Below are 22,233 nucleotides of genomic sequence, written 5' to 3' on the forward strand. Positions count from 1 at the left end.
ACACGCTGTACCCAGGCCCTGATGCGGCCGGTACGCCGCTGCTCAACCCACGCACCACACATCGCTCACCGACCGCGCCCAGGCATTGATCGGTAGCGCAGTTCAGGACCCTCCCATGCTCCAATTTGACCGGCGCAGGCCTCTGCCGTCGCGCCTGCGCTTCGCCCTGCAACCGCCATTGATGGGCGGTTGCCTGACCCTGGTGCTGAGCGCCCCCTCTCTTGCCGCCGACCTTCCTGCACAGTTCCAGGCAGGCTTCATGCGCCAACCCCCTGGCCAGGCGGCAGAAGCCGGTGCGCTCGCGCTGCAGACACTGGCGGCCCAGACGCCGCTGACAGCAGGGCGCTATCGCGTGGCACTGCTGGTCAACCTCACGCCCGTCGAAGAACGCGAGATCGAATTCCATGAGGCCACCCAAGGTACAGGCCTGCAAGCCTGCCTGACCAGCGAACTGTTGCGCACTCTGAACCTGCGTGAACAGGCACTGGAAACGCCCCTGCCCGACGACGATCGCTGTGTCGACCTGCCTGCGCTGATCCCGCAAGCGAGCGTCGATTTCGACCCGTCGCAACTGCGCTTGTCGCTGTCCATTCCACAGATCGCCCTGCGCCAGGACCGCTCGGGCAACGTGCCGCAGGAGCGTTGGGATACTGGGATCAATGCTGCCTTCGTCAACTACCAGGCGTCTGCCCAGCACAGCACCAGACGCGACGGGCGCAACTCCAGCAGCCAGGACCTTTACCTGAGCAGCGGGCTCAACCTGGGGCCCTGGCGCCTACGCAGCCAGCAGGCCTTGCGCGAGAATGAAGAAGGCCTGCGCCGCTGGACACGCACCGACACCTACGCACAGCGCGACCTGCCCGGCCTGTATGCCAACCTCACGCTGGGTGAGACTTTTACCAGCGGCGAGGTATTTCGCACCTTTGCCTTCTCCGGTGCACGCCTGGCCTCGGACCAGGGCATGCTGTCCGACACCATGCGCCAATACGCTCCGGTAATCCGCGGTGTCGCACAGAGCCGGGCCAAGGTCGAAGTGCTGCGCAGCGGGTTTGCAATCTACTCGACCTACGTCGCGCCCGGGCCCTATGAAATCGATGACCTGAGTGTCGGCTCCGGCAACGGTGAGCTGGAAGTCGTGGTCACGGAAAGCGATGGCCAGGTCAGCCGTTTCATCCAGCCCTATTCATCGCTGGGCAGCCTGTTGCGTGAAGGCGTCTGGCACTACACCGCCACAGCCGGCAACTACAATGGCGCGAAGCACCTCGACAACCCGCGCTTCTGGCAGGGCACGCTGGCCCGCGGCGGCGCCTGGAACACCACCCTCTACGGCGGCGTGCTCGCCAGCGACCATTACCGCGCCACAGCACTGGGCATGGCCCGTGACTTTGGCGAGCTGGGCGCGCTGTCACTGGATGCCACCCAAGCCAATACAGACTTGGGAAGCACGCTTGGCCGCGTCCAGGGGCAAAGTTATAGCCTGCGCTATGGCAAGAGCTTCCAGACCCGCACCAGCTTGCGCTTTGCAGGCTACCGCTATTCCACCGAGGGCTATCGCGACTTTGACGAGTCCGTTCAGCAGCGCTATGCCGATGCTCAGTTTGCAGGCAGCCGGCGCAGCCGGGTCGAAGCCTCGATGTACCAGAACCTTGGGCGCAGCAGCTCACTGAGCCTGACGCTGTCCCAGGAAGACTACTGGCGCAGCGACTATCAGCGCCGCCAGTACCAGCTGCAGTACAACACACGCGTGGACAAACTGGCGATCAACCTGTTCGCCTCTCAATCGCTTAGCGCGCGCAATACCAACAGCCGCTTGTTCGGGGTAAGCCTGAGCCTGCCGCTTGATTTCGGCCGCCGCCCGCACACCGCCTCGTTCAGCCTGCAACATTCCGACGGCAAGCACAGCGAGCGGGCGAGCCTGCAGGGCGGCCTGCTGGATGATCGTCTCAGCTACCATGCTTCGCTCGCCAGCGACCAGAACAACCGCCAGAGCGGCGCTGTGGCGCTCGCGTATCAAGGCAGCCAAGGCAGCTTTGGCGTGGGTTACAGCGAAGCAAACGACCAACGCAGCCTGTCGCTGAACGCCAGCGGTGCGCTGCTGGTACATGCCGACGGCATCGCCTTGGGCAGCTACCTGGGCGAGAACCCTGCCCTGGTCCATGTTCCCAACGTCGCCAACGTCGGTGTGCAGAATGCGTCCTCGGCACGCACCGATGAGCAGGGCTATCTGCTGGTCTCACACCTGAACCCCTACCGGATCAATTCACTGGTGCTGGACACCGACCAGCTATCACCCGAAGTGGTCATCGACAATGCCAGCCAACAAGTGGTGCCGCGCCGGGGCGCAGTGATCAAAGCCCGTTTCGATGCACGCAAAGTGGTGCGCATGGTCCTTACCCTGCAGCAGCCCGACGGCCGGCCGCTGCCGTTCGGCGCTCAGGTCAGCGATACCCAGGGCCAGGCACTGGGTGTGGTCGGCCAAGCCGGACAAACACTGCTGGCCACCACCGAACCCGGCCAGCAGCAATTGCAGGTGCACTGGGGCGACATCGAAATCCAGAAATGCCATGTGACGCTGGATGCACGCGCGATGCCGGTCAGCGACGGCTATCGCATGCAAACGATCGATTGCCTACCGCACTCAGCTGACGACACCGACCCGGCTTCCGCCAACGCCCCACAGGGACACACCTCATGACCTCATCTTGCCGCAGCCACCTGCGCCCACTCGCTTTGATCCTGTGCAACCTGGCGCTCAGCCTGGCTTCCACCAGCGCCCACGGCAGCTGCGCATTTGCCGCTGGCGGCCCCACCTACCTGACCTTTCAAAAAGACCTGGGCACGTTCTGGGTCCCGCGCGACGCCCCGGTCGGAGCACTCATCGGCAAAGCCAACCTGTTCGCCCGCAATGAACAGGGCACTACGCTGCAATGCTTCTATAATCCCGTCACCCCGGTGACCGCCAGGCTTCTCAACACTGCACCGTTGTTCAGCGGCAGCCTGCCACCGGTCGACGGCAAAAACGTCGATGGCCATGTGCTGCAAACCAACATCCCGGGCGTGGGTGTCTACATCGATATGGGCATCCCGTACAATGGCGCTAGTAGCAACAGCTTCACACCGGACGACGGCACTGCCATTCCCTACTCCGGGGCCATGACCCAAGATACTGTGTTCGCAGCGCAACTGAGCGCGGTCAACGGCCAAGCGCTGTTCATCAAGACCGGAGATATTGACCCAGGCCCGCAGCGGGTCAGTGGAGAGATGTTCCATGGCTTTGTCCACGACCTGGGCAAGGTGCTGGATTATCGGCTAACAGCGACGGTCAATCGCGCACAGTGCACCCTCAAAGCCGATGCGGTCAGTGCCGACCCTGTCCTGCTGGGCGATCACAAGGTAGATGACTTCAAGGGCGTCGGCACGCACACGCCGGCCACCCCCTTCCATATCACCCTCAACGATTGCCAGGACAACAGTACGCCGGGCGCCAAACGCGCAGATATCTACCTGCAACTCGACGGTGTCCGAGGATCCAGCGCCATTGACCCCGACCAAGGTCTGTTCAGCCTGACCACCACCTCGGATGCTGCAGGCATCGGTATCCAGATTCTACGCGGCGACGGCTCACCGATGCCCTTGGAGGCCGACCAATTGGTCAAAGAGCTTGACGTCGGCCTGACCCGCCTGGACTTTCAGGCACGCTACGTTCAGACCGCCCCAACGGTTAAACCTGGTGTGGCCGAAGGCGCCTTGAATTTCACCATCACTTACCGCTGAGCACGGCATCGCCCCTGCTCCAGGGGCATCGGCGTACTCACGCCGTCCATGGCAAAAAATCCAGACGCAAAAAAAGGGACCAGAGGTCCCTTTTTTCGTCTTACATTTGGAGCGGGAAACGAGACTCGAACTCGCGACCCCGACCTTGGCAAGGTCGTGCTCTACCAACTGAGCTATTCCCGCATTGTGAAGCTTTACCGCTGTCGGCGCGAAGCGTCTTGACGACCTTCACCACCACTGCACCGCATAGACGCCACAGTATTTAAACTGGAGCGGGAAACGAGACTCGAACTCGCGACCCCGACCTTGGCAAGGTCGTGCTCTACCAACTGAGCTATTCCCGCAAATGGCGTCCCCTAGGGGACTCGAACCCCTGTTACCGCCGTGAAAGGGCGGTGTCCTAGGCCACTAGACGAAGGGGACACACAACACTTTTCAGTGCACCAGATTTGAACCTCACGATTCACCCTGGGTTTTCTTTTCCTGCCCCGCCGTGAGGCGCTGCAGGAGAAACTGGAGCGGGAAACGAGACTCGAACTCGCGACCCCGACCTTGGCAAGGTCGTGCTCTACCAACTGAGCTATTCCCGCAATGGCGTCCCCTAGGGGACTCGAACCCCTGTTACCGCCGTGAAAGGGCGGTGTCCTAGGCCACTAGACGAAGGGGACACGCTACAAGCATTACTGCCTGCTTTCACTTCCTGCCGCGTTTCGCTTTGTGCTTTACGCTGCAAGTGGCGCGCATTCTATGGATGCCTTGAAAGGTCGTCAACCCTTTTCTAGAAATTTATTTAAATCAATGACTTCGCTCTCTATATAGGGTGCTCGAAAGGCGTGCCCAAGGATTGGCGTTGATTTTCTGGCGGGCTGAACGCAAAGTGCCATCACTGGAGAAATCCGGCGACGAGCCGACACAGAGTCACGTGGCGCCCTGGCTGGCCTGTTCGCTACACTCTCAATGTAAAACTTCCTGATGAGGCGTTAACGGTGACACCACTTCTGATCACACTGCTCATCGTTGCGGGTATCGCGTTGCTGATCGTGATCGGCTACCTCAACAACGTGGTCGAGAACAACAAACTGGAGCGCGCGCGGCTGAAGATCGAACTCGCCGACCGCGTACGCCGCTGTGGCGAAATCACCGAGACCTTCCCCGGCCAGTTCATGACCCCGGCGCTCAAGCTGTTGCTCACGCGCCTGGAGCTCAACCTCGATCAGCGGCAACTGGCGCTGGACAAGAACAATGCCGAACTCAAAGCACGCATCGCCGAACTGGAAGGCCTGGTTGCCCAAGGCGAGCGAATCCCGGTGAACAACCCGCCCACCCCGATCCTGACCGAGGCCAAAGCCAAGGATGTGCGCTTCTTGCTGGAGGCTTTACACACGCAGATCGTCAAGGCCACCCAGGAGAACGTCCTGCAAACGACCGAGGGCAAGCATTGGGTAAAGGAGATTCGCCACCTGCTGGTGCTGCTGCACATCGAGTTCTTCAACAACCTGGGCCAGCAGGCATTGCAGCAAGAGCAGCCAGGCCAGGCGCGCCTGGCGTTCGAGCGCGGTGTGCAGTATTTGCGCAAACAGCCTGAACCCAAGGTGTATGAAGAGCAGCTGACCTACCTGGAGAAACTGCTGGCCCGGGCCAATGCCCAGGTGCTGGACCAGATGGAGCCGGCCGAGAATGACGAAAACGCACTGACCCAAGGGCTCAAGACAGACCAGGAAGAAACCTGGAAAAAGCGGGTCATCTACGATTGATGTGAACAACGCCGGCAAGCCACAGATACAGCGCAGCCCCTGTAGGAGCCGGCTTGCCGGCGAGGGGCTGCGCAGCCCATGTAGGAGCCGGCTTGCCGGCGAGGGGCTGCGCAGCCCATGTAGGAGCCGGCTTGCCGGCGAGGGGCTGCGCAGCAGCCCTGATAACGCAGGCTAGCAGTCGGTCAACTCCAGGAAGACCGCCGCCAACCGCTCCAGCCCCCGCTGGTCCGCCTCACTGAAGCGCGCCAGCTTCGGGCTGTCCAAATCGAGCACACCAATCAGCCTGCCCTCCTTCACCAGCGGAATCACCAATTCACTATTGGATGCGCTGTCACAGGCAATATGCCCCGGGAAGGCGTGCACGTCTTCCACCCGCTGGGTCTGCCGAGTGGCCGCCGCCGCACCGCACACGCCGCGGCTGAACGGAATGCGCACACAAGCCACCTGGCCCTGGAACGGGCCCAGCACCAGCTCTTCATTACGGTTGAGGTAGAACCCGGCCCAGTTCAGGTCGTCCACCTGGTTGTACAAAAACGCCGAAAACTGCGCGGCATTGGCGATGAAGTCACGCTCGTCGGCGAACAGCGCCTGCACTTGCGCAGCCAGCAGGTCATAGCCGTCGAGGCCGGCGCCACTGGCATTGAGGTCGATCATTTATTTCTGCTCCAACAATTGCAGCCCCACCCAATAACGGGCGAACTGGTAGGCACAACGGCCATTACGGTTGCCGCGGCCGGTGGCCCAGCGCACGGCGAGGATGTCGAGTGCTTCGTCACGCTGCCAGGCCAGGCCGGCAGAGCGCGCCAGCTGGCCTATCCAGTGCTCGACCACATCGAGGAAATGCTCCTGGGTGAAGGGGTAAAACGACAGCCACAGGCCAAAACGGTCGGACAAGGCGATCTTGTCTTCCACCGCCTCGCTGGGGTGCAGTTCGCCGTCGACGCGCTTCCAGTTTTCGTTGTCACTCTCTTTTTCCGGCACCAGGTGGCGGCGGTTGGAGGTGGCGTACAACAACACGTTGTCCGGCGCCTGCTCCAGCGAGCCGTCGAGCACGCTCTTGAGCACCCGGTAGTCGCCCTCCCCGGCTTCGAACGACAGGTCGTCGCAGAACAGGACAAAACGTTGCGGCAGCTTCTGCAGTTGCTCGACCACACGCGGCAAATCAGCCAGATGGTCACGCTCGATCTCGATCAGGCGCAGGCCGGCTGCGGCGTGCTCGGCCAGCAGCGCGCGCACCAGCGACGATTTGCCCGTACCACGCGATCCCCACAGCAGCGCATGGTTGGCCGGCAGGCCATTGATGAACTGATGGGTATTGCGGCCCAGCTGGTCACGTTGCTTGTCGACGCCGATCAGGTCGGTCAGCCGGATGTCCAGGCTCACTTGCAGCGGCATCAAATAGCCGGTACGGCCATCGCGCTGCCAGCGGGCGGCCAGCGTAGTGTTCCAGTCGATGTCCGCACGCGGTGCCGGCAACAGCGGCTCAAGGCGCGCCAGCACGGACTCTGCGCGTTCCAGAAAAGCATTCAAGCGGGCGTCCATGACGACTCCTAGCAAGACAGGTGAGATTTGAAGCTGAATGTGCGACAGGCCCACCAGCAGCCGTGGCTGATCGGCTATGCTTGCGCAGCGCAAGGGACGTGAAACCGGCTCGGGGCTCATGGATATCAAGTTCACCAATCGCCTGTCATACAAGCAAGCCCGGTTGACAGTCCTGGTCGGCTTCATCCTGGGAACATTGCTCAGTCTCATCCAGATCGGCATCGATTATGCCAGCGAAGACGCATCCATCAACCGTGAAGTGCAAGCATTGCTGCAAATCAGCCACAACCCGGCCTCGCGCATCGCCTATAACATCGACTCGGAACTGGCCCTGGAACTGACCCGGGGCCTGCTGCAGTCACCGGCCGTGTTCCGCGCGCGCTTGATCGACAACAACGAAACCGTACTGGCCGATGTACAACGCGTCCGGCTGCAGGACAGCTACCGGCCGTTGAGCGATTTTCTGTTCGGCGAACAGCGCCAGTTCCAGGAGCGCCTGTTCCTTACCCATATGCCCGAAGAGTACCTCGGCACGCTGTACCTGGACGTCGACACCTTCGCCTTCGGCAGCCGCTTCCTGGACCGCGCCGGGGTCACGCTGCTCAACGGCTTTGCCCGCAGCCTGGTGCTCACCGGCATCCTCCTGGCACTGTTCTACATGATGCTGACCAAACCCTTGGTGAAAGTGATCGGCGCACTCAGCGGCCGCGACCCCCGCCACCCCGGGCAAACCCGCCTTGATTGCCCTCCCGGCCACGAACTCGATGAAATCGGCGTGCTGGTAAAGGTCGCCAACCAGCAACTGGTCAGCATGGCTACAGAAATCCAGCAACGGCGCACCGCCGAAAACCGCCTGACCCAGTACCTCAACGAGCTGGAAGACATCGTTTCGGCCCGCACCGAAGAGCTCAAGGCCAGCAACAGCCGCCTCAGCCAGTCCAACCAGGAGCTGGAGCAAGCCCGTCAGCGCGCCCTGGACATGGCCCAGGCCCGAGCGGCGTTCCTGGCCAACATGAGCCATGAAATTCGCACCCCGCTCAACGGCATGCTCGGCATGATCGCCCTGGCCCTGGACAGCCCGCTGGAGAGTGAGCAGCGCCAGCAGCTGTCGATTGCCCACGACTCGGGCAAGGTGCTGGTGGAACTGCTTAACGATATTCTCGACCTGTCCAAGTTCGATGCCGGGCAGCTTGAACTCGAACGCATCCCCTTCGACCTGGGCGCGATGGTGGAGGACACCGCCAACCTGTTATCGCAGAACGCCGCGCAAAGCGTCGAGCTGACTTGCCTGATCGCCAGTGACTTTCCAAGTTCGGTACTGGGCGACCCGACCCGGGTACGCCAGGTAGTGAGCAATTTGCTGTCCAATGCCCTCAAGTTCACCCGGTTCGGCCGCGTCGACGTGTGCCTGACCACCATCGTCGGCGGCGTGCGCCTGGCAGTGCGCGACACCGGCATCGGCATTGCCGAAGATGCACAGGCACGCATCTTCCAGCCGTTCACACAGGCCGGCGCCGGCATTACCCGCCAATACGGCGGCACGGGCCTGGGCCTGGCACTGACCCGCAACCTGTGCAAAGCCATGCAGGGCCACCTGCACATCCGCTCCGAACCAGGTTTGGGCAGCTGCTTCAGCGCCGAATTACCGCTGACCACCCACACCGAGGCCATTGCACCTGCGCCCCTGGAGGGCCGCGTGGTGGCGCTGAGCAACGCCGCCAGCGGCCTTGGCGAACTGCTGCAGGACGTGCTGCCGCGCTGGGGCCTGAGCTACTCAAGGCATGACAGTGCCCTGGCACTGGCGGGTGGGACCATCGACCTGTTGATCACCGACGACCTGGACCACTTGTTCCAGCTGCGCCCTGCGCTGACAGCACCGATCCTGCTGGTGACGGCCTACGGCAATTTCCTGTCGCCAGAACAGGCAGCGCAACTGGCCCCGTTGCATCAGCTGGCCCGCCCATTGGCACGCAATGCCTTGTATCAGACACTGCGCCGCACCCTGCAGGGCCATGCACCCGAACACCCGCTGGCCATCCCCGCACTCACCGCCACCGACGGCCGGGCGCGCATTCTGCTGGTGGAGGACAACCCGGTGAACCAACTGGTGGCCAAGGGCATGCTGGCCAAGCTCGGCTGCCTGGTGCAAGTGGCCACCCAGGGCGTCGAGGCGCTGGAATGGCTCGAGCAGGAAGACTTCGACCTGGTGTTGATGGACTGCAACATGCCGGTGATGGACGGCTACGAGGCCAGCCGACGCATCCGCCAGAGCGGCCGCTGGCCAGCACTGCCGATCGTTGCCCTGACCGCCAACGCCATGCCCGAAGAGCGCGAGCGCTGCCGGGCGGCGGGCATGAACGACTACCTGGCCAAGCCGTTCCGGCGTGAAGAACTACTGGCGCTGATCGACCACTGGGTGCCGCTCAGCGGCTGAGCATGCGCTCGATATCGGCCTCCAGTGCCTGCGGCTTGGTGGTTGGCGCGTAACGCGTGACCTTGCCGCTGGCCGGGTCGAGCAGAAACTTGGTGAAGTTCCACTTGATCTTCTGCGACCCGAGCAGGCCCGGGGCACGCTGTTTGAGCTCGACGAACAGCGGGTGGGCCCCAGGGCCGTTGACCTCCACCTTGCGAAACAGCGGGAAACTGACGCCGAAATTACGCTCGCAGAACTGCGCGATCTCCCGCGCCTCCCCCGGCTCCTGCTTGCCGAACTGGTTGCACGGGAAACCCAGCACCACCAGGCCACGCTCGCGGTAAAGCTGCCACAGGTGCTCCAGCCCCTTGTACTGCGGGGTGAAGCCGCACTGGCTGGCGGTATTGACCACCAGCAGCGCCTTGCCTGCAAAGTCGCCCAGCACCTTGCGCTCACCGGCCAAGGTCACGCAGGGGATGTCCAGCATCGATTCAGCCATGGTCAGGCTCCGTCACGCGGTTTGAAGTCCAGGCACACCGAGTTGATGCAGTAACGCAGGCCGGTCGGTGGCGGGCCGTCGGGGAACACATGGCCCAGGTGGGCGTCACATTGCGCGCAGGTCACCTCGGTGCGGATCATGCCGTGGGAGGTGTCGCGCGTCTCGATCATCGCGCTGCCTTCGATCGGCGCGTAAAAACTCGGCCAGCCACAGCCAGAGTCGAATTTCGTGTTCGAATCGAACAGCGGCAGGTCGCAGCAGATGCAATGGTAGGTACCCGCACGCTTTTCGCTGTTGTACTTGCCGGTAAACGGCCGCTCGGTACCTTTGAGGCGGCACACCTGGTACTGCTCCGGGTCGAGCATCGCACGCCATTGTTCAAGGGTTTTGTCGATCTTTTGCATGTAGGGACCTCGGCAGGCTGAATTTCACCTCGCGCCGTCTTTTCCGTAGCGCGGGTGGCACGTATATTAGTTGGCTTCGTGTGCAAGGCCTCAAGTCTGGCACCCGCGCCCCGCCCTTTCAAACCTTTCGACGGCGGCGCACCGCGTATTCTCAATCGGGATCACATCATGCAGTTCAGCAAATCGAACAAGCTCGCCAATGTCTGCTACGACATTCGCGGCCCGGTGCTCAAGCACGCCAAACGCCTGGAAGAGGAAGGCCACCGCATCCTCAAGCTGAACATCGGCAACCCGGCGCCGTTTGGCTTCGAAGCGCCGGACGAAATCCTCCAGGATGTGATCCGCAACCTGCCCACCGCCCAAGGCTACAGCGACTCCAAAGGCCTGTTCAGCGCGCGCAAGGCGGTGATGCAGTACTGCCAGCAGAAGGAAATCGAAGGCGTCACCATCGAGGACATCTACCTGGGCAATGGTGTGTCCGAGCTGATCGTCATGTCGATGCAGGCACTGCTCAACAACGGCGACGAAGTGCTGATCCCGGCCCCCGACTACCCGCTGTGGACCGCCGCGGTGAGCCTGGCAGGCGGCAAGCCGGTGCATTACCTGTGCGACGAGCAGGCCGACTGGTTCCCTGACCTTGAAGACATCAAGGCCAAGATCACCCCGAACACCAAGGCCCTGGTCATCATCAACCCGAACAACCCGACCGGCGCCGTCTACTCCAAAGCGTTGCTGCTGGGCATGCTGGAGCTGGCACGCCAGCACAACCTGGTGGTGTTCTCCGACGAGATCTACGACAAGATCCTCTATGACGAGGCCGTGCACATCAGCACCGCGTCGCTGGCCCCGGACCTGCTGTGCCTGACCTTCAACGGCCTGTCCAAGTCGTACCGGGTGGCGGGCTTCCGCTCCGGCTGGCTGATCATCTCCGGGCCCAAGCACCACGCCCAGAGCTACATCGAAGGCATCGACATGCTGGCCAACATGCGCCTGTGCGCCAACGTGCCGGCCCAGCACGCCATCCAGACTGCGCTGGGCGGCTATCAGAGCATCAATGACCTGGTGCTGCCCCCAGGCCGGCTGCTGGAGCAGCGCAACCGCACCTATGAGCTGCTCAATGACATCCCTGGGGTGAGCTGCGTCAAGCCGATGGGTGCGCTGTATGCCTTCCCGCGGATCGACCCTAAAGTCTGCCCGATCCTCAACGACGAGAAGTTCGCGCTGGACCTGCTGCTGTCGGAAAAACTGCTGATCGTCCAGGGCACGGCGTTCAACTGGCCGTGGCCGGACCACTTCCGCGTGGTGACCTTGCCGCGGGTGGATGACCTGGAAGCGGCGATTGGCCGGATTGGCAACTTCCTGCGCACGTATTCGCAGTAAGTACCGGCCTCATCGCCGGCAAGCCGGCTCCCACAAAAACAGCACAGGTCCTCAGAACTGTGGTGTACCTGTGGGGGGCTTGCCGGCGATTGGGCTGCAAAGCAGCCCCCTACAACCCCACATAACCTTTCTTACATCCTGCAACGCTCTAGCTCACAGCCCCCGCCAGATCCTCTGCCATACTCCGCCGTACACAGTTTGAAATAGTCCCCCGATTGAATCAGCGCGTCCGGCCCCTTATATACCCCGCATACGCAACACACTCATCCGTCAGGAGAACGTAACAACCATGATGCGCATTCTGTTGTTTGTAGCCACCAACCTTGCGGTGGTGCTGGTTGCAAGCATTACCCTGAGCCTGTTCGGCTTCGACGGGTTCATGGCCGCCAACGGGGTTGACCTCAACCTCAGCAGCCTGCTGGTCTTCTGCGCCGTGTTCGGCTTCGCCGGCTCCCTCGTTTCGCTGTTCATCTCCAAGTGGATGGCGAAGATGAGCACCGGCACCCAGATCATCTCCCAGCCGCGTACCCGCCACGAGCAGTGGCTGCTGCAGACGGTCGAAGAGCTGTCCCGCGAAGCCGGCATCAAGATGCCCGAAGTGGGTATCTTCCCGGCCTACGAGGCCAACGCCTTCGCCACCGGCTGGAACCGCAACGACGCTTTGGTAGCTGTGTCCCAGGGCCTGCTGGAGCGCTTCTCGCCTGATGAAGTGCGCGCCGTGCTGGCCCACGAGATCGGCCACGTGGCCAACGGTGACATGGTCACCCTGGCGCTGGTGCAGGGCGTGGTGAACACCTTCGTGATGTTCTTCGCCCGCATCATCGGCAACTTCGTCGACAAGGTGATCTTCAAGAACGAAGAAGGCCAGGGTATTGCCTACTACGTGGCGACCATCGTCGCCGAGCTGGTCCTGGGCATCCTCGCCAGCATGATCGTCATGTGGTTCTCGCGCCGCCGCGAATACCGCGCCGACGAAGCCGGAGCGCAACTGGCCGGCACCGCCGCGATGATCGGCGCCCTGCAGCGCCTGCGCGTCGAGCAAGGCCTGCCGGTGCACATGCCCGACACCATGAAGGCTTTCGGCATCAATGGCGGCCTCAAGCACGGCCTGGCCGGCCTGCTGATGAGCCACCCGCCGCTGGAAGAGCGCATCGAGGCGCTGCGCCGCCGCGGCTGATTCTCTGCCAACAAGCAAGGGCGACTTCGGTCGCCCTTTCTCATGCAGCCGGCCCGCACATGTAAGCCACAAATCCTCAGAACTGCGGGGGTATCTGTGGGCCGGCTTGCCGGCGATAGGGCCGGCACCGGCAAACCCACATCAGAACCGTACGCGATACACCCGCTCCATCAGGCGTTTGACCCCCGCCTGCAAGAACTTAGGGCTTTCCCCTATCACGTCTCGCGTCTCCACCTCCTCCACCTGCCACCCGGCAAAACCACGCCGCACTTCCTCGTCGGCGACCGAAAACGGCGGCCCCTCCAACAGTTTCTGCTCGTAGTCCAAAGTCACCAGAAGCCCACTACCCCCAGGCAGCATTCGCGAAAGCAAGCCCATGTAACGCTCACGCATTTGCGGTGGCAGGGCAATCAAGGCAGCCCGGTCATACAGCCCCACGCAATCGGCCACATCCTCGGCGCGCAAGGCGAAGAAATCGCCACACCACAGCTCCACCTCACCACTGCACCAGACCTCGAACGCCCCCTGTTGCCGGACCTGCGCCTGCAGCCCCTGCTCCTGGAAAAAATCCTCCACCGCCCGGCGCGACAGTTCGATACCCCGCACGCGATAGCCCTGCCCCGCCAGCCAGGCCAGGTCCAGGCTCTTGCCACACAGCGGCACCAGCACCCGGCTACCGGCAGCCAGGCCGAGCCCCGGCCAATAGCGTTGCAGATAGGGGTTGGCTTGAGCCTGGTGAAAACCGATCTGGTTATCGGCCCACTTTCGATGCCAGAACGCCGGCTCCATAGTTCCTCCTGGTTTTTAGATCGGTTGCGCAAAAATCTTATATTGGATATCGATCGGTGACTGATCGAAGATGACTGCATCTTACCCCTCAGGACCCTACCATGCTGCCCAGCCTGTTCATTTCCCACGGCTCCCCCATGCTCGCCCTGCAACCCGGCGCCAGCGGACCGGCACTGGCCCGGCTGGCCAATGGCCTGCCACGCCCGAAGGCGGTCGTGGTGGTTTCGGCGCACTGGGAAAGCCAAGAGCTGCGGGTTACCGGCAACCCGCACCCAGAAACCTGGCATGACTTCTACGGCTTTCCTGCAGCGCTGTATGCCGTCCAGTACCCTGCGCCTGGCCATGCGCAACTGGCCGCGAACGTCAGCGAGCGGCTGAACGCCGCCGGCCTGCCGGCTCGCCTGGATGCCCAGCGGCCATTCGACCATGGGGCCTGGGTGCCGATGTCGTTGATGTATCCCGACGCAAACATTGCGCTGATTCAGGTGTCGCTACCGAGCCACATGGGGCCGGCGCTGCAAATCAAGGTCGGCCAGGCATTGGCCGGGCTGCGCAGCGAGGGTGTGCTGCTGGTAGGGTCCGGGAGCATCACCCATAACCTGGGCGAGCTGGACTGGCATGCCGGGCCGGACGTGATCGAGCCCTGGGCACTGGCGTTTCGTGACTGGGTGGTGGAGAAGCTGAGCGAGGACGACCAGGCCGCGCTGCTGGACTTCAAGCAACAAGCGCCGTTTGCGCTGCGTAACCATCCCAGTGATGAGCATTTCTTGCCGTTGTTCTTTGCCCTTGGGGCCGGGGGCAGATTTGGCATCGTGCACCAAGGGTTTACCCTGGGGGCGCTGGGTATGGACATCTATCGCTTCGACTGAAGAATCGCCCGTAGGAGCGGCCTTGCGTCGCGAAGGGCTGCATGGCAGCCCCAAAAACTGCAGGCAAAAAAAATCCCCGACCTAAGCCGGGGATTTTTTCATTACACCAGGATCAATCTTCGCGGTAGCGACGCAGCTTCAGCTGCTTGCCAGCCACGCGGGTGTCCTTGAGCTTGGTCAGCAGGCGCTCGAGGCCGTCTTCCGGCAGCTCGACCAGGCTGAAGCTGTCACGCACCTGGATGCGACCGATCGCATCACGGGCCAGGCCACCTTCGTTGAGGATCGCACCCAGCAGGTTCTTGGCGGCGATACCATCACGGGCACCCAGCGCGGTACGGCAACGCACGCGGCCTTCGGCCAGCGGCAGTGGCGCACGACGCTCGCGCTCACCACGGTCGCTACGCTCGGCACGGTCACCACGCTCCGGGCGCTCACCGCGCGGTGCGAAGCTTGGTACCAGCGGCTGCTCGCGCTCTACCGCTGCCAGGTCCAGCGCCTGGCCATTGGTGGCCTTGCGCAGCAGTGCTGCAGACAGGGCACGCGGGCTGCAACCCAGGGCGTCGGTCAGGCGGTCGAACAGTTCACCGTGGGTGGCTTCTGCTTCGGCCACCAGCGGCGCCAGGCTCGAGGTCAGCTTCTTGATGCGCGCATCCAGCACGGCCTGAGCGTTCGGCAGGCGCGCTTCGGCAACCTTCTGCCCGGTAACGCGCTCGATGACCTGCAGCATGCGGCGCTCACGCGGGGTGACCAGCAGCAGTGCACGGCCTTCGCGACCGGCACGGCCGGTACGGCCGATACGGTGCACGTAGGACTCCGGGTCGTACGGCATGTCCACGTTGAACACGTGGGTGATGCGCGGTACGTCCAGACCACGGGCAGCGACGTCAGTGGCGACGACGATGTCCAGGCGGCCATCCTTGAGCGAGTCGATGACGCGCTCACGCTGGTTCTGGGCGATGTCGCCGTTCAGCGCAGCAGCCTTGTAGCCTTTGGCTTCCAGGGCGGCGGCCAGGTCCAGGGTGGCTTGCTTGGTACGCACGAAGGCGATCAGCGCGTCGAACTCTTCCACTTCCAGCAAACGCAGAACAGCCGGGATCTTCTGGTCGGCGTGCACCATCAGGTGAGCCTGGTCGATCGCGGTGACGGTCTGGGTCTTGCTCTGGATCTTGACGTGCTTGGGTTCACGCAGGTGACGTTCGGCGATCGAGCGGATCGACGACGGCAGGGTAGCGGAGAACAGTACGGTCTGACGGCTGGCCGGGATGGCATCGAAGATCACTTCGAGGTCATCCATGAAGCCCAGCTTCAGCATTTCGTCGGCTTCGTCCAGCACCAGGTACTGCACGGTGGACAGGACTTTCTCGTCGCGACGCAGGTGGTCGCACAGACGGCCCGGGGTGGCCACGACGATTTGCGCGCCGTTGCGAATGGCACGCAGCTGTGGGCCCATCGGGGCACCACCGTATACAGCCACCACGTTAACGCCCGGCATCTGCTTGGCGTAGGTTTCGAAAGCGGTGGCTACTTGCAGCGCCAACTCACGGGTTGGCGCCAGGATCAGGGCTTGCGGTTCGCGCTTGCTCACGTCGATCTTGTTGAGGATCGGCAGGGCGAAGGCAGCGGTCTTGCCGGTGCCAGTCTGCGCCTGGCCGATCATGTCGTGACCGGCGAGGATGATCGGGATCGATTGATGCTGAATAGCCGAAGGCTCTTCGTAGCCGGTGGCCAGAACAGCAGCAACGATATTCGGATTGAGATCGAGAGCGGCGAATCCGCCGGTTTCCTGGGTCATGGGTCTGCCTCTATGTGCATCCGCAAAGACCCATGCTCCAAAGCTGCACATGCCTTGAAAGACCAAATGGTCACCCAGGCAGCTCTGGCGGCGGGGATTTGCGAAAACGATTGAAAAAGAAAAACTTGGGAAGGTCCGCCTAGCGGACGTGCAGCCGAAGCTGGACTCGGAGGATTTGCACCACCTGATTTTGAGGCCCGCTAAAAGACCGGCGCGTACTATACCCGAATTAATAGAGGGAAGTGTGGAAAATTTTCACGGGCATGGGGCCAGTACGAGGCCATCAATGGCCGATAGCTGAAACGATTATCTCTCAAAGCCTGGCACGGCCCCGGTAGGAGCGGCCTTGCGTCGCGAAAGGGCCGCAAAGCGGCCCCGGTAGGAGCGGCCTTGCGTCGCGAAAGGGCCGCAAAGCGGCCCCGGCAATGTATGCGGCGACGCTAAAATCCCGAGGGCGCTTCGCACCCTTTCGCGACACAAGGCCGCTCCTACGGGGGGGACCGCGCCAGGCCTTCACGTTGCGGGGCGGATTTCCTTGATCAACCCCTCCAGGCTGTACCCCAGCTGTGGCGCCAAGGCTTCAGCCCTGCACTTGAGCCCACCCAGGTCCAGCGTTTGCTCCAGGTCCGCCGGCACCAGCAGGATCACATTGCCCTCCTTCACCGGCAGCTCCCAGTAATGCCGGTGGTACAACCCGCGCAACAGCGCCGCGCCCAGCGGCCTGCCGTCATCACCGGCCCACTGGTTGATCACCAGCCAGCCACCGGGGTTGAGCTGCTTCTGGCAATTTTCCAGAAAGGTCCAGGCCAGATGCCCGACACCCGGGCCGTGGTCGGTATACAGGTCGACGAACAACAGGTCGGTTTTCTCCGCCGTGGGCAGCAGCTCAAGGGCATCGCCAACCCGCACATACAGGCGCGGGTCGTCGTCCAGGCCCAGGTACTCCATGGCCAGGCGCGGTACATCCGGGCGCAGCTCGATAGCCTCGATGTCTTCCAGCGCCAGGAACTTCATGCAGGCCTGGGTCAGGGTGCCGGCGCCCAAGCCAAGAAACAGTGCGCTTTCAGGCTGTTCGTGGCACAGCGCACCGACCAGCATGGCGCGGGTATAGTCGTACTCCAGCCAGCTGGGGTCGGCCGTGAACACGCAGCTCTGCTCGATGGCATCGCCAAATTCGAGGAAGCGGTAATCATCCACTTCATACACGCTGATGACCCCAAAGGCATCCTCGACCCGAGCCAACAGCCGTTCTTCCCGCTCCGTCGCCATGAACCTGCCACCCGCCCGCGCAAAAACGCGCATTGTCCGCCAACGTCCCCGATGCAACAAGCTCAGCGCCAACTGTTACCATGGCAGACAGCCTATAACCGACAAGACCGAGCCTGTGATGAACCAACCGTGGAGCCCTGACAGCTGGCGTGCCCTGCCGATCCAGCAGCAACCGACCTACCCCGATGCCGCGCATCTGCTCAAGGTCGAGCAGACCTTGGCCAGCTACCCGCCGCTGGTGTTCGCCGGGGAAGCGCGCGAGCTGCGCCGGCAGTTCGCCGAGGTCACCGAAGGCCGCGCCTTCCTGCTGCAGGGCGGCGACTGCGCCGAAAGCTTCGCCGAGTTCTCGGCGGCGAAGATCCGCGACACCTTCAAGGTGTTGCTGCAGATGGCCATCGTCATGACCTTCGCCGCCGGCTGCCCGGTAGTCAAGGTCGGGCGCATGGCCGGCCAGTTCGCCAAGCCACGCTCATCGGGTGACGAAACCATCGGCAACGTCACGTTGCCGGCCTACCGCGGCGACATCGTCAACGGGATCGGCTTCGACGAAAAAAGCCGCGTACCGGACCCGGACCGCCTGCTGCAGGCCTACCACCAGGCCACCGCCAGCCTCAACCTGCTGCGCGCCTTCGCCCAGGGCGGTTTCGCCGACCTGCACCAGGTGCACAAGTGGAACCTGGACTTCATCGCCAATTCGGCGCTGGCCGACAAATACCACCAGTTGGCCAACCGCATCGACGAGACCCTGGCCTTCATGCGCGCCTGCGGCCTGGACAGCGCCCCGCAATTGCGCGAAACCAGCTTTTTCACCGCCCACGAGGCACTGCTGCTGAACTACGAAGAAGCCTTCGTGCGCCAGGACAGCCTGACCGGCGACTACTACGACTGCTCGGCACACATGCTGTGGATCGGCGACCGCACCCGCCAGCTCGATGGCGCACATGTGGAGTTCCTGCGCGGGGTGCACAACCCGATCGGGGTCAAGGTCGGCCCGAGCATGAACCCTGAAGAGCTGATCCGCCTGATCGATACGCTCAACCCGGCCAACGACCCCGGGCGCCTCAACCTCATCGTGCGCATGGGCGCCGGCAAGGTCGGTGAGCACCTGCCAGGGCTGATCCGCACCGTCGAGCGCGAGGGGCGCAAGGTGCTGTGGAGCTCGGACCCGATGCACGGCAATACCATCAAGGCCAGCAGCGGCTACAAGACCCGTGACTTCGCGCAGATTCTCGATGAGGTGAAGCAGTTCTTCCAGGTGCACCAGGCCGAAGGCAGCCATGCGGGCGGCATTCACATCGAGATGACCGGGCAGAACGTTACCGAGTGCATCGGTGGCGCACGGCCGATCACCGAAGATGGGCTGTCGGATCGCTACCATACTCACTGCGACCCCCGCATGAACGCCGACCAGTCGCTGGAGCTGGCGTTTTTGATTGCCGAAACGCTCAAGCAGGTGCGGCGTTGAGGTAACTGCCTGTCGCAGCCCTTCAGCGTTCTCAAGACCGAGCGCCGCCCCCGCGGCGCATCACGGCCCCCCTCATTTACGCAGCGGATCATCCCAGAATGGCCGCTCTGCCTCCTGCTGGATATCTGCCCGGCTCAACCCCAGATCCTGCAACGTCGCATCGCTGAGACTGGCCAGGTCCCGACGCTGGCGGTACAGCTCCAACCAGCGAGCCGGGCGCTGCAAGGCCGCATGCCACAGGTGGCTAAGGGAAAAGGCTGGGTGCTGAATGCTGCTGACATGACCTTTCATCGTGAAGCCCTCCGTGTTGATGGCTTCAGTCTCGCGCCGGCCTTAAGATCAATCCAACGAATGTTTCTTATGCCATGCATCTAGGAGATTGATGCAATGTCCCACTACCAAAGCCTCGATGCCGACGTGCTGCGCACCTTTGTCGCCATTGCCGAGCAAGGTGGCTTCACCCGCGCCGGCGAAGTGGTCAACCGCACCCAGTCGGCCGTCAGCATGCAGATGAAACGCCTGGAGGAAGACGTCCTGCAGCGCCAACTGTTCGAGCGCGACGGCCGCCAGGTGCGCCTGACCGCCGAGGGCCAGGTACTGCTGGGCTACGCACGGCGCATCCTCAAGCTGCATGGCGAAGTGTTCAACACCTTGCGCATGCCGCACATGGTCGGCCTGGTGCGCATCGGCACACCGGACGACTACGCCATGCGGTTCTTGCCGACCATCCTGTCGAGTTTCGCCCAGGCCTACCCGCTGGTGCAGGTGGAGGTGCACTGTGATTCGTCGAAACACCTGATGCTGCGCCAGGACCTGGACCTGACCATCGTCACCCGCGAGCCCGGCAACGAGGTTGGCCAGTTGCTGCGCCAGGAACGCCTGGTGTGGGCCGCCGCCGAAAGCTTTTGCCCACAGGAGCAACGGCCCATGCCGCTCGCACTGTTCAACACCGACTGCTTCTGCCGCGCCTGGACCTGCAATGCCCTGGAGGCCCAAGGCATCGACTACCGCATCGCCTACACCAGCCCGAGCCTGGCGGCGATCTTCGCCATCGTCACGGCGGGGCTGGCAGTGACGGCGCAGTTGCAGAGCCTGATTGGCGGCAATATCCGCATCCTGGGCGAGCAGGACGGCTTGCCAGAGCTGCCGGTGGCCAATGTGATGCTGCTGCGCAATGCACAAAGCCAGTCACCGATCACCGATTGCATGGCTGACTACATCATCGAAGGCTTCCAGTAATGGCTGTGCCATACGCCACACCCTAAAGCTCAAAGCCCAGCATCACCGCGCACACCACCAAAAACACACAAAACATGCCGCGCAGCACCTTTTCCGGCAGCGCATGGGCCAGCCGCACTCCCCAGCTGATACTCAGCAGGCCGCCTACCGCCAACGGTATCCCCACACCCCAGTCGACACTGTGGTGCACGCCATAGGTCAGCAAGGTCACCATGGTGCTCGGCGCCGCCAGCGCCAGCGACAGCCCTTGCGCCACCACCTGCGTGGCGCCGAACACGCTGGTCAGGATCGGCGTGGCCACCACCGCGCCGCCCACCCCGAACAAACCGCCCATGGTTCCACTGAAGCAGCCCAACACTCCCAGCCAGGGCCAGGGATGGCGCAGCTCCGGGCTTGCCGGAGCTGCCTTGATAAACAGACGCGCCACGTTCCACAGGGCCAGCGCCACCAGAAAGCCGACGAAGCCCAGGCGCATGGCCTGCGCATCGACACCCACTGCCCAGATCGAGCCCAACCAGGCGAACACCAAGCTGCACACCGACAACGGCAAGGCATGGCGCAACTCGATGCGGTTGCGCTGGTGATAACGCCACAGCGCCAGCAGCACGTTCGGCACCACCATCACCAAGGCCGTGCCTTGGGCCAATTGCTGATCGAGCCCGAACAGCACACCCAGCGCCGGGATGGCGATCAACCCGCCGCCAATGCCGAACAACCCACCCATGGTGCCCAAGGCTGCGCCCAGCATGATATACAACAACCACTCGATCATCAGGGCCTCATCCGCCTGCGTTAACAATGCGAGCATGCTAACGATTACCCTCTGGCGGGGAAACGCACAGCAACGCACAATGGCTGTGCGTTTAATGCAAAAGCAAGGCAGCCATGAGCCCTGACACCCTGACCGACCAACTGAGCCTGTTCCTCGATGTGCTGGAGACTGGCAGTTTTTCCGCTGCCGCCCGGCGCCATCCACTCACCCCCTCCGCCGTCGCCCGGCGCATCGACAGCCTCGAGAGCGCCGTGGGCAGCCGCCTGTTCACCCGCAGCACCCATGCGGTGCGTGCCACGCCTGCAGGCAACGCCTTCGCCGAGCGCGCCCGGCGCATCATCGAGGAACTGCGCCTGGCCCGCGCCGAGGCCGTATCACTGAGCAGTGCTCCGGAGGGCTTGATCCGTATCGACGCCCCTGCCGCCTTCGGCCGCCGCCACCTGGCCCCGGCCATTGCCGACTTCCTGGTGGCCTACCCAGGCCTTGATGTGCACCTGCGGCTGATCGACAGCTTCGTCGACCTGCACGGCAGCCACCTGGGCGAGGTCGACCTGGTGCTGCGTGCGGGCCCTCTGGCCGATACCCGCCTGGTCGCCACACCGCTGGCCTACATGGTCCGCGTCGCTTGCGCCAGCCCCGCCTACCTGGCCAGCCGCGGCATACCCGCCTGCCCCAGCGAACTGCCCGATCACGACGGGCTGGACTGGGACGGCCTGGCACCGCCGTTCGCCTGGCGCTTCAACGTCGATGGGCAATCACGGCTGTACCGGCCCTCGCGGATGCGCATGGCCGCCAACAATGCTGAAACCCTGCTGTTCGGCGCGCTTGCCGGCCTGGGCGTTGCGCACCTGCCTACCTGGCTGATCAGCGACTACCTGCTGCGTGGCGAACTGGTACCACTTTTTTGCGACAACGGCCTGCCCGCTGCAGAGACCAGCGGTATTTATGCGCTACGCCTGGCACATGAAACGAACTCTCGCAGCCGCTTGCTGCTCGAATTCCTCAAGAGCCGCTTCAGCCCGATCCCTCCTTGGGACATGGCACTGCGAAGTGAGCTGCGATGGCAATGAGCGCGCAAACCTTCAGCGTGCTAGA

Annotated in this window: 18 protein-coding genes, 5 tRNA genes and 1 pseudogene; 10 read left to right on the forward strand and 14 right to left on the reverse strand. The window is 63.0% G+C overall.

What is annotated here, in order from left to right:
• Positions 1-115: 115 nt before the first annotated feature.
• Entirely contained in the window at positions 116-2,695 is a 2,580-nt protein-coding gene (locus tag ACMGGN_RS14660) for a fimbria/pilus outer membrane usher protein (protein ID WP_414156059.1), read from the forward strand.
• Positions 2,692-3,774, forward strand: coding sequence for a fimbrial protein (locus tag ACMGGN_RS14665; protein ID WP_414156060.1), 1,083 nt, complete (start codon positions 2,692-2,694; stop codon positions 3,772-3,774). The genes ACMGGN_RS14660 and ACMGGN_RS14665 overlap by 4 nt, the downstream gene beginning before the upstream one ends.
• Positions 3,775-3,881: 107 nt before the next feature.
• Here ACMGGN_RS14665 and ACMGGN_RS14670 read toward each other — a convergent pair.
• From ACMGGN_RS14670 to ACMGGN_RS14690, 5 genes are all read right to left on the reverse strand, one after another.
• Positions 3,882-3,957, reverse strand: a tRNA-Gly gene (locus tag ACMGGN_RS14670).
• An 85-nt stretch (positions 3,958-4,042) separates the two neighbouring features.
• Positions 4,043-4,118, reverse strand: a tRNA-Gly gene (locus ACMGGN_RS14675).
• 3 nt (positions 4,119-4,121) lie between these two features.
• Positions 4,122-4,197 (reverse strand) — tRNA-Glu (locus tag ACMGGN_RS14680).
• Between the two features lie 91 nt (positions 4,198-4,288).
• A tRNA-Gly gene (locus ACMGGN_RS14685) sits at positions 4,289-4,364 on the reverse strand.
• A 2-nt stretch (positions 4,365-4,366) separates the two neighbouring features.
• A tRNA-Glu gene (locus tag ACMGGN_RS14690) sits at positions 4,367-4,442 on the reverse strand.
• Positions 4,443-4,760: 318 nt separating this feature from the next.
• Between ACMGGN_RS14690 and ACMGGN_RS14695 the strand changes: the two genes are divergently transcribed.
• A complete protein-coding gene (locus ACMGGN_RS14695; protein ID WP_414156061.1) occupies positions 4,761-5,528 on the forward strand; it encodes a hypothetical protein in 768 nt (255 codons plus the stop codon).
• Between the two features lie 171 nt (positions 5,529-5,699).
• Here ACMGGN_RS14695 and ACMGGN_RS14700 read toward each other — a convergent pair whose 3' ends face one another.
• A complete protein-coding gene (locus ACMGGN_RS14700) occupies positions 5,700-6,182 on the reverse strand; it encodes a GAF domain-containing protein (protein ID WP_046786586.1) in 483 nt (160 codons plus the stop codon).
• Positions 6,183-7,070: an ATP-binding protein gene (locus ACMGGN_RS14705; RefSeq protein WP_046786587.1), complete on the reverse strand. Its 888-nt coding sequence runs from the start codon at positions 7,068-7,070 to the stop codon at positions 6,183-6,185.
• 76 nt (positions 7,071-7,146) lie between these two features.
• Between ACMGGN_RS14705 and ACMGGN_RS14710 the strand changes: the two genes are divergently transcribed.
• Positions 7,147-9,504: a response regulator gene (locus tag ACMGGN_RS14710; RefSeq protein ID WP_237859625.1), complete on the forward strand. Its 2,358-nt coding sequence runs from the start codon at positions 7,147-7,149 to the stop codon at positions 9,502-9,504.
• Here ACMGGN_RS14710 and ACMGGN_RS14715 read toward each other — a convergent pair.
• Positions 9,494-9,982 (reverse strand): glutathione peroxidase, encoded by a 489-nt coding sequence (locus ACMGGN_RS14715; RefSeq protein WP_414156062.1) that lies wholly within the window; start codon positions 9,980-9,982, stop codon positions 9,494-9,496. The genes ACMGGN_RS14710 and ACMGGN_RS14715 overlap by 11 nt on opposite strands.
• Before the next feature lie 2 nt (positions 9,983-9,984).
• Positions 9,985-10,386, reverse strand: a complete 402-nt coding sequence (gene msrB / locus ACMGGN_RS14720) for a peptide-methionine (R)-S-oxide reductase MsrB (protein ID WP_414156063.1) — start codon at positions 10,384-10,386, stop codon at positions 9,985-9,987.
• 168 nt (positions 10,387-10,554) lie between these two features.
• Here msrB and ACMGGN_RS14725 point away from each other — a divergent pair, with 168 nt between their 5' ends.
• Both ACMGGN_RS14725 and htpX read left to right on the forward strand, forming a co-directional pair.
• Entirely contained in the window at positions 10,555-11,766 is a 1,212-nt protein-coding gene (locus ACMGGN_RS14725) for a pyridoxal phosphate-dependent aminotransferase (RefSeq protein WP_060508805.1), read from the forward strand.
• Positions 11,767-12,055: 289 nt separating this feature from the next.
• Positions 12,056-12,943 (forward strand): protease HtpX, encoded by an 888-nt coding sequence (htpX, locus tag ACMGGN_RS14730; RefSeq protein ID WP_115275592.1) that lies wholly within the window; start codon positions 12,056-12,058, stop codon positions 12,941-12,943.
• 141 nt (positions 12,944-13,084) lie between these two features.
• On the opposite strand, the gene ACMGGN_RS14735 is transcribed toward htpX, so the two are convergent.
• Positions 13,085-13,732 carry a thiopurine S-methyltransferase gene (locus tag ACMGGN_RS14735; RefSeq protein ID WP_196914205.1) on the reverse strand — a complete coding sequence of 216 codons (648 nt, stop codon included), beginning with the start codon at positions 13,730-13,732 and terminating at the stop codon, positions 13,085-13,087.
• A 101-nt stretch (positions 13,733-13,833) separates the two neighbouring features.
• On the opposite strand from ACMGGN_RS14735, the gene ACMGGN_RS14740 reads away from it, so the two are divergent.
• Positions 13,834-14,601: a DODA-type extradiol aromatic ring-opening family dioxygenase gene (locus ACMGGN_RS14740; protein ID WP_115275590.1), complete on the forward strand. Its 768-nt coding sequence runs from the start codon at positions 13,834-13,836 to the stop codon at positions 14,599-14,601.
• 112 nt (positions 14,602-14,713) lie between these two features.
• On the opposite strand, the pseudogene ACMGGN_RS14745 reads toward ACMGGN_RS14740, so the two are convergent.
• A pseudogene (locus ACMGGN_RS14745) lies at positions 14,714-16,427 on the reverse strand (DEAD/DEAH box helicase).
• A gap of 479 nt (positions 16,428-16,906) precedes the next feature.
• Positions 16,907-17,662, reverse strand: coding sequence for a spermidine synthase (locus tag ACMGGN_RS14750; protein WP_251961912.1), 756 nt, complete (start codon positions 17,660-17,662; stop codon positions 16,907-16,909).
• A 118-nt stretch (positions 17,663-17,780) separates the two neighbouring features.
• Between ACMGGN_RS14750 and ACMGGN_RS14755 the strand changes: the two genes are divergently transcribed.
• Positions 17,781-19,127, forward strand: a complete 1,347-nt coding sequence (locus ACMGGN_RS14755) for a class II 3-deoxy-7-phosphoheptulonate synthase (RefSeq protein WP_039603334.1) — start codon at positions 17,781-17,783, stop codon at positions 19,125-19,127.
• 72 nt (positions 19,128-19,199) lie between these two features.
• Here ACMGGN_RS14755 and ACMGGN_RS14760 read toward each other — a convergent pair whose 3' ends face one another.
• Positions 19,200-19,418 (reverse strand): DUF1127 domain-containing protein, encoded by a 219-nt coding sequence (locus ACMGGN_RS14760; RefSeq protein WP_251961913.1) that lies wholly within the window; start codon positions 19,416-19,418, stop codon positions 19,200-19,202.
• A 96-nt stretch (positions 19,419-19,514) separates the two neighbouring features.
• Between ACMGGN_RS14760 and ACMGGN_RS14765 the strand changes: the two genes are divergently transcribed.
• Positions 19,515-20,366 (forward strand): LysR substrate-binding domain-containing protein, encoded by an 852-nt coding sequence (locus tag ACMGGN_RS14765; RefSeq protein WP_012313384.1) that lies wholly within the window; start codon positions 19,515-19,517, stop codon positions 20,364-20,366.
• A gap of 22 nt (positions 20,367-20,388) precedes the next feature.
• On the opposite strand, the gene ACMGGN_RS14770 is transcribed toward ACMGGN_RS14765, so the two are convergent.
• A complete protein-coding gene (locus ACMGGN_RS14770; protein ID WP_414156838.1) occupies positions 20,389-21,138 on the reverse strand; it encodes a sulfite exporter TauE/SafE family protein in 750 nt (249 codons plus the stop codon).
• Between the two features lie 113 nt (positions 21,139-21,251).
• Between ACMGGN_RS14770 and ACMGGN_RS14775 the strand changes: the two genes are divergently transcribed.
• Positions 21,252-22,208 (forward strand): LysR family transcriptional regulator, encoded by a 957-nt coding sequence (locus ACMGGN_RS14775; RefSeq protein ID WP_251961914.1) that lies wholly within the window; start codon positions 21,252-21,254, stop codon positions 22,206-22,208.
• Positions 22,209-22,233: the final 25 nt, after the last annotated feature.

The organism is Pseudomonas sp. BNK-30 (assembly GCF_047456185.1).
Classification (GTDB): domain Bacteria; phylum Pseudomonadota; class Gammaproteobacteria; order Pseudomonadales; family Pseudomonadaceae; genus Aquipseudomonas; species Aquipseudomonas putida_E.